The sequence below is a fragment of the Enhygromyxa salina genome, assembly GCF_002994635.1.
Classification (GTDB): domain Bacteria; phylum Myxococcota_A; class Polyangia; order Nannocystales; family Nannocystaceae; genus Plesiocystis; species Plesiocystis salina_B.
Genome location: NZ_PVNL01000111.1, coordinates 68,660 through 82,538, shown reverse-complemented (window position 1 = coordinate 82,538; position 13,879 = coordinate 68,660). Strand labels below are relative to the sequence as shown.

Below are 13,879 nucleotides of genomic sequence, written 5' to 3'. Positions count from 1 at the left end.
CACGTATATTGTCCGCGAGTCAGCGCGACGGTGGCTGGCTGGGCTGGACGGGTGGGGCGCGCTTGGGCAGGCGGATCACGAAGCGGGTGGGCCCACCCGGCTCACTCAGCACATCGATGCTGCCGCCGTGTAGCTGGACGATGATGTCGTGGCTGATCGACAGTCCCAGACCCGTGCCCGCGTCGGTCGGCTTTGTGGTGAAGAATGGGTTGAAGATCTTGCCGAGCATCTCATCGGGGATGCCCGGCCCATTGTCACTCACGCTGATCTCCACGTGCTCGGCAGCCCCCTTGGTGAGAATGACCACCTGCGACGGGGAGCCCGAGGCGCGGTCGTGACGGTGCGCGTGGGCGGCATAGAACGCGTTGCCCATGATATTGAGCAGCGCACGATTGAGGTCGGCGGGCACGGCCTCGAGCGGGCCCAGTGCAGGATCGAACTCGGTCAGCGCCTCGACCTCCAAGCTGGCGTCTTGGGCCTTCGCGCCGTGGTGGGCTAGCACCAGCGCGTCCTTGACGAGTAGATTCACGTCGATCGCCTGAGTCTTCCTTTGCTCGTGCGAGGCCAGCATGTGCATGTCATCGAGGATCTTCTGAGCCCGCTTGCCGTGCTGATTGATGGCGCGCGCGCTGTGCTTGAGGTCAAGTCGGACCTTGTAGACCGCATCCCTGACCTCGGTCGCGCTGGCGTTTAGAACCGGCTCGAGCGCCTCGTCGAGATCCTCGTCAATGTCGATGATCAATTGCGCGAAGTTGTTGATGAAGTTGAGCGGATTCCTGATCTCGTGGGCGATGCCAGAGGTCAAGACTCCGAGCGAGGCCAGCTTCTCTTGCGCGATGATCCGCGCTTGGGCGGCCTCGAGCGTCTCGAGGGCGACGGCGAGCTCATCGTTTCGCTCCTCGAGCTTCTGCGTGCGCTCGGACACCTTGTCCTCGAGGTTGTGGCTGTAGTCCTCCAGGGTCTCGTACAGGCGCGCGTTCTCGATCGAGATCGCCGCCTGGGCCGAGAGCATCTCGAGCAGCTCGACGCGATCGGTCGTGAACACATCGGTCGAGAGGTTGTTCTCGAGGTACAAGAGCCCGCAGAGTCGGCCGCGATCGAGCAGGGGGATGCACAGGACCGAGGTCGGCTGCCTGGCGATCACGTAAGGATCTTGAATGTATCGGCCCTCCCGGGCCGCGTTGGCGAGCACCACGGCCGAGCGGGTGCGCGTGACATAGTTGACGATCGCCATGGACACCAGGGTTCCGGGCCCGTCACCGCCGAGCTCTGCTCCCTTTTGCACCCGCAGTTCGCCGCTGTCGACCTCGGCGCCGATCTGGATCTCCCACCGCGCATCTCGCTCGACCAGCAAGAAGCCACGCTGGGCGCCCGCGCTGGTGATCACCGTCGTCATGATCTTCTCGAGCAGGCGTTCGAGGATGATCTCTCCGGCCAGCGCCTGCGAGGTGCGGATCACAGCGTTCAAGTCGAGCAGCTCACCCGTACTGCGCGACTGGGGGGACATTCCGCCCGAGCTGGACTCCCCACGGCGCAGCTGCAGAGCGTCAAATTGCGCCTGGAGCTGCGCAACCTTGGCGCGGGCGCCCCAGCGTGAATAGCAGTGAACCGCCGACCTCAAGTAGATACGCGCGATCCGGTCGCGGTCCAGGCGTTGGTAGAAGTCGCCAGCGCGCTCGTGAGCGAGAGCCTCCTCCTGCAGGAACCCTTGCACGCGTGCCCCTTCGATCGCGCGATCGTAGTCGTCCATTGCCTGTAGGGGGTCACCAAAATAGCCCTCTCGTTCGGCTAGCAGCAGCCGGTGCTTGTGCATGTAGTTGTCGGGGCCGTGCTCGGCCCAGTGGCCCATCTTGGCGATGACCACGTCCGCGCGTTCGAGCAGCCCGTCTCGAGTCTCACCCTCGTTCGAGTGTGCGCTGCTCAGCAGCGCCAGCCCGTAGTAGAAGTAGAACACCGGGACCGTCGCAAAGCCCTGGTGTCCCAACTCGTGGCGCAGCGCCGCCGCAGCGTGGCGAAGGACGGCCTCGTGCTCGTCAAACATGTAGGCCAGCCAGCACTTGGCCAGATAGTAGGCGAACAGAATCGTTGGACTGGGCTGGGCCTCGTAGTTGGCCACGCTCACATCCTCATCGAAGGCCTCGCCGACCATTCGCAATTGGTCGGCGCTCTGGCCCAGGAGGTTCAGCACCAGCTGCTGCCACACCAACATGTACTCGACCGGCCAGTCCTGGCCGAGTTTGCGGGACATGGCGATATACTTGACCTGTCGTTCGAGCAACTCGTCGAGGGGGAGGTCACCGGACAACAGAGGAATGCTGCAGTAGTCGGTTGCGTGAAAACCCGCGAACGCCAGATCTCCGATCGCCAGGGCGTCCTGGATGCCATCATAATAGGGCGCGATGGTGCGGGTGAGCGGCTCCTTCCAGTGGCGAATCGCCAGGTTGTAGGGGATCGATGCCTGCACCCGCAGCGGCTTGGCATAGTAGCGCTCGGACAGATCTTGGGCGATGCGTCCGATCGCGTACCCGTCCTCGACCTCATCGAGCATGCCGCAGAGGATGTTGCCGATGTAGACATAGATGAAGCCTGAGGCGAAGGAGTTGCCGTGGGTCACACACAGATTGGCCATCATGAAGCAGACCTTGGGCCACAGCGCTGGCGCGGCTAGAAACGCTGGCGCGTTCATGACCGTGAGGATCTCCAGCCCCATCAGCAGCTGGGGGTCGGTGATGTCCGGGAAGTCCGGGAGGTCGGCGATGCGCTTGCCCTGGGCGCGCAGACCTTCACTGAACTGGTGTGCGAGCGCCTGAGGATCGTCGGCCAGGGCCTCGACATGGATGCCAAGCTTGGCGAGAATCGCCAACGCCACCTCGATGGCCCTGTGAAGATCGTTTCGCGAGATCAGGAACTTGAGCCGCAGGCGTTGGACGCGGGCCTCGTCGAGGCGGTCCGTGGTATGTTCGAGCGCCACGCTCGAGAGGGTGGCCGCTCGCTCGATGTCGTTGTTGAGGTACTCGGCCTCGATCGCGTCGACGTGAAGATCGAGGCTCAAGGATGCATCGAGCTCCCAGCAGTTGGCTCCGATCAGGGCGAGGCCCTGGTTGAAGTACACTCGCGCGGTCGAGTAGGCGGCCGAATTTCGGGCCCTGCGACCGGCGATCAGGTTCAAGCGAGCAAGCTCGAAGCGCTCTTGCGAAGACTCGATCAGATCGTGGGCAATGTTGAGGTTGTTGACAATCTCGAAGATATTCTCCTCGAGCCCGGCCGTCCCCGCATGTCGAGCGAGCAACCGTCCAATCTTTAGATGTAGCTGAGGGCGCTGGCTCGCGGAGATCAGGGCATGGGCGGCCTGGTGGACCCGGTCGTGGAGGAACTTGTAGCCGATCTCTCGCGCGCCATCCGTGAGGAGCTCAGGCGCGAGCGCCATTGGGACCTGATACTGGTCATTCAGGGGGAGAATGAGCTCTTCGCTGAGCGCTACCCACAGCGCGTTGGCTACCTCTTGGGTGTCACTCTCACTGACGACCGAGAGCACGTCGAGCTCGAACCGGTTTCCGAGGCACGCCGCGAGCTCGAGGACCTCCTGGGTACGCTTGGGCAGCAAGCTCAGCTTCGCGACCATGAGGTCGACGACGTTGTCGCCGACCGCGACGGCCTTGATGCGCTCGATGTTCCAGTCCCAGTCGCCGCGCTGGTGGTCGAAGTGGAGCGCGCCGTCCGACTCGAGGAACTCGAGCAGCTGACCGAGGAAGAACGGATTGCCGGCCGACCGAGCATACAGGATGTCAGCCAGGGACCTGGCGTGGGCGCGCTCGCAGTGCAGCGCGTCCGCGACGAATTGTCCGACATCGGACTGTCCGAGGGCCGCGAGTTCGATGCGCTCGACCGATACATCGCGAGCGTCGAGTTCGCCGAGCGCCAGCGCCAGCGGGTGCTCGACGCCGACCTCATTGTCTCGGTAGGCGCCGATCAAGAGCAGGTGGTGAGCGTCGGGGTCGTTCAGCAGCCGCTGTATCAATCGCAGCGAGGCGCTGTCGGCCCACTGCAGATCATCGAGGAAGAGCACCAACGGATGGCGGGCGTCGGCGAACACGCCGATGAACTGCTCGAGCGCGAGATCGAGTCGATTCTGGGTGGCGATCGGGTCGAGCATCGGCACCGCCGGTGCAGGGCCAGCGATGAGCTCCACCTGCGGGATCATGTCGATGATGACCTTGGCGTTGCTCCCGAGCGCCAGCAGCAACTGCTGACGCCAACGCGCGATCGCCTCGGGGCTGTCAGCGAGCAGCTGACGGACCATCTCCTGGAATGCCTGCACGATCGAGTCGTAGGGAATATTGCGCTTGTACTGGTCGAATTTGCCGGAGATGAAGTGGCCGCTGCGGCGTACGATCGGCTTGTGGACCTCGTGGACCAAAGACGACTTACCGATTCCAGAGTAGCCCGCGACGACCACCATCTCGGTGCCGCCAGCGGCGACGCGCTCGAACGCGTCGAGCAAGCGCGCGAGCTCTTTGCTGCGACCATAGAGCTTTTGCGGGAGCTCGAGGCGGTCGAAACGGTCTTCACTGGCGAGCAGGAAGTCCGCGTTTGGGGCCGTTTCGGTCAAGCTGACCAGGCAGCGCTCGAGGTCGGCCTCGACGCCGCGACCGCTCTGGTAGCGGTCCTCCCCGGTCTTGGCCAGCAGCTTCATGACCACGGCCGAGATCGGACCTGCGAGCGCAGGGTCGAGCGCTCCGGGTGACTCCGGTGCCCGGGCGATGTGGGCGTGCACGAGCTCCATCGGGTCCTCGGCGTCGAACGGCAGCTGGTCAGTCAACAGCTGATAGAGGAGCACGCCCAGCGAGTAGAAGTCCGTGCGATGGTCGACTGCTCGATTCATGCGCCCGGTTTGCTCCGGCGAGATATAGTGCAGATTGCCCTCTAGCTGAGTTGGGTTGTTGACCCGTGGGCTCTCGCGGCTCAGCTGCGACGCGATGAAGAAGTTGACCAGCGCGACCCGCTTGGTTTCGCGGTCATAGAATACATTGCATGGCTGGATATTCTTGTGAATGACGTGATGTGCGTGAAGCTGGGCGATGATTCGTGCCAGGCCAATTGCGATGTGGATCGCGTCCGCATGCGAGAGCACTGCTTGTGACATGAGCGCGCTGACAGGGACACCGTCGACGTCCTCGAGCACGAGCGCGAGCGCGTTGCCATGTTTTTGCAGCGCCAAGGGCTTGGTCACGCCCGGCAGCTCGAGCCCTTTGCACAGCTCGTACTCCCGCGTGAGGCTGGCGATGTCGCGCAGCGTGGGGTACTCGTCGTTGAGGGTCTTGATCAGGACCCGTCGTTTATTCTCACGCTGAGTACCGCGATGCAGCGTCGTCGCAGGCTCATTGTGGAGGGACTCGAGGATCTCGTAGGCTGGTAGATCGAGCATCGTGGTCTGCCGGTCGATGACGTGCCCAACCTACCACTGCGTGGGCCCGCGGAGCGCCCGATCGTCGGGCTGCTGTTCTGACGCCCCGCGCAGTGCGTCCGTGCTTGGTATTTCACTCCTGCGTGCGGGCCCACGCAGGCCAGCTTCACTCACCCCCGCCAACAAGACCGTCGGATGTGCTGTTGTCGCCGATTGTCGCCGGCCCCTCGACATGGACCCTCGCCGCTCAGCGCAGCGCCGGCATCGGACGAGACACGCCCTCGGCCATGGCGCCTTCATCTGCGTGGCCGAGAGCCGGTGGATAGACGCCCATGTAGCCGTGCGGCAGCTCCGGCCAGCGCGCCGACTGCACGACCACGCTAGCGAGACCCCAACGGACTGGCCAGCGACCGCATCACTCCGAGGCTTTGCGTGCTTGGCTCCACACGCGAGCCGACGACCTCGGTCTGCTCGCCCGCGAGGGTGCCCGGCGCGACAACCTCGAGCAGACCGTAGACGGCCGGTCCCTTGGCGCCGTTGGCGTTGGTGAGCAGCACGGAGCGAACGCCAAGCGGCGCGTCTGCGGCCGCCGTGATCGTCAGCTGGAACAGGATCGTTTCTTCGTCGGTCGCCTGAGTTCCCTGCTGCTCGAGGCTCACACCGGGTGCGCCGGTGAAGGCGATAATCGCGTTGGTGTCGACATCGGTGGCGTAGAGGCCGATGTTGCTGATGGTCGTGCCTTGCTCGATGCGCATGCTGAGGCCCGAGCGGAAGGTCGCCGGCAGCACCGGGCTGTCGCGCAGACAGGGTGTCCGCGGCAGCGGCGGTTTGGCATCCCTGGCACAGGTCAGCTCGCTGGGCGCCTCCGTCTGTGGCTGCAGACCGTAGGCTGCGAGCGCGATGTGGAAGGTCTCGGTGATCTGCGCGCCGAAGTCGATGTTGAAGCCGTTGATGGTGATATCGCTGACCGTGAAGCCCCACTCTTCGGGTACCTCGAAGACCGCGTGGAGAATGTAGTCGATCGCTTCACCCGAGCCACGCGCGTGGCCACGCAGGATGCTCCAGCAGTCCGAAGGCTGGGCGCCAGCGGGGGCCGAGGACGGCAGGCTGTACTGGTTGAAGTTGGGCGTTTGAATGTAGAGGCCCACGGGGTTGGACAGGCTCACGCGCATGCCGGACCCGAGGCCGTCCGAGCCACGAACCAGAGAATTGACCGACGCGCCGATGTGCGGGTCGCTGTTGCGGTCGGCGATGCCATAGTTGCTGCAGGTAATCAGCCCAGCGGGGTCGGTGATCGGCTCACCCGTCGAGTCCTTGCGCAGGATTGTGGCCTGGCCGGCTAAGGAGATCTCCGCGCTCAGGGCATTGGGGGCGCTGATCAGGTGGACCACACCCTCGGTCGTCGTGCTGTTCCACTTGTTGTGCCCGTTGTAGGCGGGCCGACCGGTCTCGGCATTGATGATCGGGTTGCCCACTTCATCGCGCGAGTAGAGATCTTGGGGCTCTACCTGCGGTCCGACGAGCTGTTGGTACAGACGCAGCACGACCTCGGGCGAGATGTCCCACAGCGTGTACCAGTACTCGCGGTTCTCGCAGGTGAAGCTGACCTTGGTGATCTTGCCCGCGTCGTTGCGCGTCACGCTCCATTCGCAGTACTCGTCCTGCCAACCCCGTGGGCCGAGCGGCTCGTAGTTCTCACTCGCGGGCGGTCCGTTGTCGGCATACGACCACTGCGTTCGCTCCCCCTTGAACGAGAAGGTCTTCGAGATCCGAGCCGGAAACGCCGTCCATCGAATCACTGCCTCGGTCGCCTGGTCGGGGATATCGGTCGTGAGGGGGTTGAAGTATTGGGTCGGCGCCGGCTTGTTCTGCAGGACCGACTCGGTAAACATGTTGATGTTCGAACTCCAGCGCGCGCGGAGTGCCGCCTCCAGCTGCGTCTCGGCGGCCGTGAAATCGTTTTGATTGGCGGGGGGATCGAAAGTCTTGAGCTTGGGCATTGGGTGTTCCTCTGTTTTCATTGACTCAGGTCGGATTCGGGAAGCAGAAGACAGAATTCGTTGAGGTTGGAGATGATCGGCCAGGCTGTGAACGACTGCTGGCGCGAGGCGACCAAGCGCATGAGCTTGTCAGTGCGCGCCTCGTCGGAGAGCCCTGCGAAGGTGTCGAGGTAGGTCTGGATTCGCTGCTGTGCCGCCGTGGTCCAGTCGGCAGCATCGTAGATACTGAGGAACTGTTGCTCCGCCGTGCAGCTGTCGATCTTGCTGGCGTCACAGCTCCGCTGCCCGGCCGCGGCCTGGCGGACCGCGTCACTGAAGTCTTTGACCACGCTGCTCTCGTTGTTGATGATCGTCCCGCTCGTCGGGGCGTACTGCTGCAACCCGGCTCGCGTGCTCGAGAACACCGGCTTGCCGACATCCACGAGTGCGATGGCAGCGGCAAACTTGTTGTCGAAGATCTCCGCTTGCAGCATCTGCGTGATCATGAAGCGGTCGTCGAAAGATGGCGCCGGGGTGTACAGGGCGAAGTGCGTCGACCCAGGCTTGATCGCGTAGACCGCCGTCGCGTTGGCGCAGTCCTGACACTCCCCAGGGAACCGCTGCGCGAGCTCGTATCCGTGCTCCGCGACGAAGCTCTGGTAGCTTGCGCGCGGGATGACGAGTGCGGGAATGCTGTAGTCAAGGCCGAGTGAGCTGGACAACAGATCGTCCCACAGCAGCGCGTTGCTCGGGATGTCGCTGATGTCGTCATCGCCGGCGCTGAGCGACGCGCTCGACACGATGTTGATCGTCGTCCCCGCGGTCAAGTGCTCGAGCATGAGGTCGACGGCGCTGAGTTCGATCTTGCCGTCGGCTCCCACAGAGTGCGCTTGCAGCCACTGTTTGTGGTAAGTCTGTGCGCTACCCATCACCACGCTCTCGTAGGAGTCGGCGCCGTTGAGGTCTTGGAACAGCGTCTCGTTGGCGACGGCCTTGGGTACCTCGTCGGGAGCAATCTGTGCACGCGGCGACTGCCAGTTGTTCCACGGCAGGTTCAGCTCCTTCATGATGACGACGCCATTGTGGTGACAGTCGAAGCAGCCGGCGCCCTTGGTGTCCGGAGCTCGGGCGAGGCTCGAGTCTCCCGCCCATGACCACACGGCGTTGCTCTCACCTGGCACCAACACCTCGAAGTAGTTGAACAGCTTGCGCTGATCATCCCACGAGATCACCTGCAGGAACCCCGACTCTTTGCCAGGGGCGGAAGCGTTGAGGAAAATTTGAACGTTCTGCGGACTTTTGCTCGGCCCCCAAGTCACGACATAGCGTAGATTTCGGGATTTGTCGCGGTCGGCGACCCGCAGCGGGATCTGGCTGCCCTCGCCGACCATGTAGCTCCGGATGACCAAATCGGGGTCGGCCTCTGCGATCGCCGCGGTCAGCTGGGCGACACTAAGCGGGAATTTCCCGTTGCGCAGGAGCGAGGTCGAAAACGGATCGTTGAGGTTCTGTGCGATCTCGGTCTCGCTCATCGGCGCGGGGCAGGGTTGATTACCTTGATTGACGGCGATGTATTTGTAGATGCTGCCGGGCTTTGTCGGCTCACAGCGCTTCGCCTGGGCCTGGCCGCAGGCTTCCACCGGTGCCGCCGGAGCTGCGAGCGCAGCCTTGGCGAACGTCGCCGTGCGTGTCGGCAACCGGGAGTTGAGCGCGGCTTCGATGGCTGGTGCTTGGCTCGATTCGCTCACGGCCTTCGCCGGGCTCACCACGCGCTTGCCGGAGTCAGAATTGTCCGACCGCGAATTATTGCACGCAGTGGTCGTGAGTGCCATCGCCACGATGGCGGAGCTGAGGACTGCACCGTAGTTGTTCATCACAATTGGGTCCCAATCGAAGGTATCGCAAGTGGAGGAGGCCGCGTCCGCTACATACGCGATCACTCAATGATCCTACGCCTGTGGGAACGTGCGCCGGCGAGGCTGGCGTCCTTGATGTCCCCGGACGACTTCGCCTCCTGCAGCAGGAAGCTGAAGTCCGAAGGTAGGGTCTCACTGCCCGCGATCGTCGCCTTCCTATGACAATCGACGCAGCGTTTGTCCTGGATGTAGGTCTCGAGTACGGTGTTCGCGATGTTGCTGTCGGGCTGCATGCTCAGAACGTCCAGAGGCACCAACTTCGGCTGTGATGTCGGTGGGTTGGTGCTCCACTGCACGTTGACGAGTTGGTAATTGAGCCAGACCGAGTCGGTGTAGCCCGCGGCCGTGACCGCTTGCCAGGCTGCGTGGTTGGCGGCGCTCGCGTTGGCGTCGATCGGCGCGACGCGAGTCACCTGGACCGGCACGGGATCAGGGCAGTCCTCGCCGATCCAGTACTGCGGAGCCTGGTTCCAAGCCGACGAATCGCAGCCGACCGTGACCTCGCTCTGACCCTTGAATTGGCAGAACTCGGGGATGTTCGACACAGTCTTGGGCGCGCAGTTGGGATCGAAGAAGGTCCAGGTCTTGGTCGTGTTCGCAGCCTCGCTATTGTCGGGTGTGTTGTCGACATGCTCGAAGGTCGCCCAGATCCAGGTCGGCTGGGTCTCGGTCTTGTGGATGATGTGCAGGGCCACGAGCGCGACGGTCATGGCCCTGCATTTTTGCGTATCCGACTCGACGACCACAGCTTTCGTGAGTTTGTACTCCTTCCACTTGTCGTCGATCGGGTTCTCGGCCTCGATCCACGCCGCCTTGACCTCCATCGCACCAATCTCCGAGGTCCACGCGCCCATCGGCAGGGCCAGGGCTGGATTGGCGGCATTAGCGTAGTAGTTCGTCTGGTCCTCTAGCGAGTAGAGCTGATTGGCGACGAGGTTGTTGTATTCGTCCTCGTTGAGACGGACTTCGTACCAGACGTTGTGCCCAGACACATCGCCGAGCCAGGCAGGCTCCTTGTAGGGAGCGGCCTGGTGGGCGTCGCTACTCTCGCGGTCGCTCGAGAACTTGGTGACCATGGTCAGGGCGGTCAGCGCGTTGGCATTGGCCGGATCGAGCCCAGCCTCCGCAATGCAGTCCAGTGTGATTGTCGGCGAGGTCCCCCACGGGGGCGGTGGCGCGCCATTGGGCTGGAAGAACTGGTGGTTGCTCATGTAGCCTTGCCACGCGAGCGGGCTGAGATCCCCCGGGTCACCGAATCCGCCCTGGCCGTCGGCAGGCCAATTGAGCGCGATGAACTCCTGCCAGCCGAAGCAGTCCGCGTCCTGATCACTCGAGACCTGGGAGAAGTCGGGCGGCACTGCGGGCCCAAAGGTCAGTTGCTGCGTGCTGCTGCACGCGTAGGAAGTTTGAGCGGCCGCGACCGGACTCGGGGTCGGAACCTCTACCTCGGCTGGACTGGCCTCGGCCAGCTTGCGCTTGGTGTCGCTCGGGACAGACCCACGACATCCGAAGACGAGCAGAGCGAATACACAAATGTGGCGCGGCATGGGAGCTTTCCTAGATGATGTTGAGCAGCGCCGGCATAGACGCCGCGGCTGCTTGGTTGGGGTTGGTCGCGTTGACGCCACGCAAGCCCTTGGTCGCGTAGCTGGCCACGTCGATGGTCAGATCGAGCGCGTAGCTGTCGGAGGGGTAGCTATTTCCCGGAATCGTGTAGTTGACCAAGCGCAGGACGCCGCGCGATTTGACCGTGATCCCAGCGCCGAGGTCGATCGTCGGTGCAGTGTTTCGATCAATGCCCGTGAGCACCAACGTCAGCGCGACCCCTTCGCTCCCGGCCGCGACCCACGGCGCGACCAGGGTGCTGTTGCTGGCCAAATTCATCGACGCGCCAACCGGATTGCTGATTGACGTCGCGAGCATCGCGTTGAACACCGCGGTGTGGAACATCTGCAGGGGCTGGGCGAGCCTCGGACTGGCCGTTCCCACGCACGGCTGCGCGGTCAGGCGCGAGGTCTGCGGCAGGGTCTGAGCGGCGATCTGCATATTGAAGGTCTGGGCGATCTGAGCCGCCCACTGGACCGCCGCGCCATCGACCTCGAGATTCGAGATGGTGTAGTCGAACGAGGCCGGAACCTCGAAGGTCGCGTGGAGGATGAAGTTGCCGGGGAGCGCTCGGCCCCGCCCGTCGGTCAAGCTCGACGTGCCGCGCTTGACCGTCCAGAAGGTCGAGGGATCGGTGCCGTCGGGGGCGGTGATGCGCGAGAAGTTCGGCTGCTGAATGTAGAGGCCGGGCGGGTTGGCGAGCGTCGCTTTGTTGGCATGCCTCGCGGGGTCGGATGGGGTCACGGTCTGATTGACCGACTGGCCAATATGGGGATCCGAGTTGCGCCCAGACTGACCGTACTGGGCGCAGCAGATCAGCGTCCCAGCGTTGTTGCTGCCGCTCGTCCTCGGGATCGTTGCCGCGGCGGCGAGGCCGGTCTCGGTCTGCAGCGTATTGGGGGTGCTCGTCAGGTGCATCGCCCCGCCCGCGTCGGCTGATGAGCTGGTCCCACTGTTCCACTTGTTGAGCGGGTTGTAGGCCGGGCGCCCCGTCGAAGGATCGATGACAACCTGGCGGGTCGCGTCATACAGGTAGAGATCCTCGACCCTAATCTGAGGCTTGTCGAGGGTCCCGCGGTAGAGCTCGGCCACGCGCTCGGGGGAGATCATCCACAGACTGTTCCAGTACTCGGGGTTCTCGCAAGTGAAGTCGATACGCGTGATCTGATTCTCCGCGTTGCGGGTGATCGCCCACTCACAGTACTCGTCTTGCCACCCACGCGGGCCGTAAGGCCCATAGGCCTGGGTGTCGGTGTCGCTCGTATCGCAGGGGTTCTTGGTGATCTGGCCGAAGGTGTTGCCCTTCGTATCGTAGCCGGTGTCGGCAAGGGAGTAGATGTCGTTGGGGCTGATGGCCCGGAAGTAGTACCGGATGCGCCCGGGCAGCGGGGACCATAGAATCGGTGCATAAACGGCCGTGGAGGTGTCGTCGATGGTCGGATTGAAGTACCAGTTTTGGTTGCTGGCGTAGGTCGCCGTCCACGGGTTACCGAGCTGCCCCTGGGACGTGAAGCCCTGGAGGTTGGTATCCCACAGCGCGTCGAGTTGGGCTTGACTGCTCGCATCCGTAAAGTCGGACTGGCAGGCAGGGGTCTTAAATGTCATCCATGGTCCTGAGTTTTGTGTGGGCATCTCACTTACCTTGATCGAAAGGCTATCGTGGGGGAGAAGGTCGCTCGAACCTCATGGTTGTCATGACGGTGTTTATCACCGTACCGCCGGTTGCGAGTGCCATGCTAACTAACTAGTCTCCAGCCTCTGGTCGTCGTAGACACTAGGGACCCCAGCTCGGCAGGTCGATTTCAACCCATTGCAACCCATTGCAACTCCTTTCAACCCACGGTTGTTCGCGGTCGGCATCATGACCTACTTCGCCTGCCGATCCACACGCCAAAATGAGCAGCGCGACGTTTACGGTTCCCCCGAACCGCACCGGATGTCCTCTCCGCTCATTACAACCAATTCGGCGACTTCGAGCCCGGCCTTCAACCCGTACGAACCGTCAGCCGCCCAACCCCGATGCGCAGCTGCTGAGACCCCGACCGCCGTTCGATGACCGCCCCCGCCCCCTGCACCCCCGCTTGCGCGAGTTGCTGCCGCACACGATGGATCCAGAGGTTCATGAGCTGCACATCGATGTCGAGTTCGCGCAGTAGATCGTCCCGGTAGGCCCACCCGTGCTCAGCGACTCCCAGATGCTCCTGCGCCATATCGGCCACCCGCTGCCGGGCCAGCGCGGCGAGCAAGAACAAGTGTGAGCGAAACTTCAGCGCCTCCGCGCCCGCAAAGGTGTGCAACGTGACCTCGACATGCTCCCCATCGCGGCTCATCGCGAAGTCGAGCCCAATATTGTCGACATCCGGCACAACCCCCAGGTCCACCTCTCGGGTCCGCTGGGTCGGCGCCGGCAGCCGGAGCTCCCAGGCTTTGCCGCCAACGCTGATGATCTCCCGATGTTGGAGCGCACGCTTGCCTGCCTCGCTCTCGAGCATCCAGCGTCCGTCCGCCTCGCAGAAGATCGACAGCTCGCAAGCCTCCGGGCTCGGCAAACACAGGATGTCGTCCACAGCAACGAGCACCAGGCCGTCGGAGGCCTTCGCCAGCATCCGCGGCGGCGCTGCACTCTTTAGTTGGTAGCTGTGCTCGAGCGTCCCGAAGGCCACGGTCGTGCCCTCGGGAACCGCCGCTCGCTCACCGGCCGACAACCGCCGACCATCGTGGAAGGTGCCGTTGCGACTGCCGAGATCCTGCACCCACCAGGCTTCTCCATCCCAGATGATCTCCGCATGCAACCCCGAGACGCTCGGCCGCGCGATGCACAGATCGCAGCCGTGCGAGCGGCCGATCACGTACACAGACGCCAACTCGTGCTCTATTCCCGCGGCGAGGTCTTCGAGGACTGCCAAGTCCCAGAGTGTACCGCAGCGAAGCGAGCCGTGGGAGCGGCCGTGTCGACAGCGAGCGCCTACGCGCGG

Annotated in this window: 6 protein-coding genes; all 6 read right to left on the bottom strand. The window is 63.5% G+C overall.

Annotation, left to right across the window (positions count from 1 at the left end; translation table 11 throughout):
• Positions 1-19: 19 nt before the first annotated feature.
• Complete coding sequence (locus ENSA7_RS27760) at positions 20-5,425, bottom strand: trifunctional serine/threonine-protein kinase/ATP-binding protein/sensor histidine kinase (protein ID WP_106092384.1); 5,406 nt, start codon at positions 5,423-5,425, stop codon at positions 20-22.
• A 359-nt stretch (positions 5,426-5,784) separates the two neighbouring features.
• Positions 5,785-7,404 (bottom strand): DUF8225 domain-containing protein, encoded by a 1,620-nt coding sequence (locus tag ENSA7_RS27755; RefSeq protein WP_181234184.1) that lies wholly within the window; start codon positions 7,402-7,404, stop codon positions 5,785-5,787.
• A 17-nt stretch (positions 7,405-7,421) separates the two neighbouring features.
• A complete protein-coding gene (locus tag ENSA7_RS27750) occupies positions 7,422-9,323 on the bottom strand; it encodes a hypothetical protein (RefSeq protein ID WP_146158206.1) in 1,902 nt (633 codons plus the stop codon).
• A complete protein-coding gene (locus ENSA7_RS27740; RefSeq protein WP_106092381.1) occupies positions 9,320-10,846 on the bottom strand; it encodes a cytochrome c family protein in 1,527 nt (508 codons plus the stop codon). The genes ENSA7_RS27750 and ENSA7_RS27740 overlap by 4 nt, the downstream gene beginning before the upstream one ends.
• A 10-nt stretch (positions 10,847-10,856) precedes the next feature.
• The gene (locus ENSA7_RS27735; RefSeq protein ID WP_219908063.1) at positions 10,857-12,509 is read right to left on the bottom strand and encodes a DUF8225 domain-containing protein; all 1,653 of its coding nucleotides are present in this window, start codon (positions 12,507-12,509) and stop codon (positions 10,857-10,859) included.
• Positions 12,510-12,889: 380 nt separating this feature from the next.
• Complete coding sequence (locus ENSA7_RS27730; RefSeq protein WP_181234183.1) at positions 12,890-13,810, bottom strand: FHA domain-containing protein; 921 nt, start codon at positions 13,808-13,810, stop codon at positions 12,890-12,892.
• Positions 13,811-13,879 lie beyond the last annotated feature (69 nt).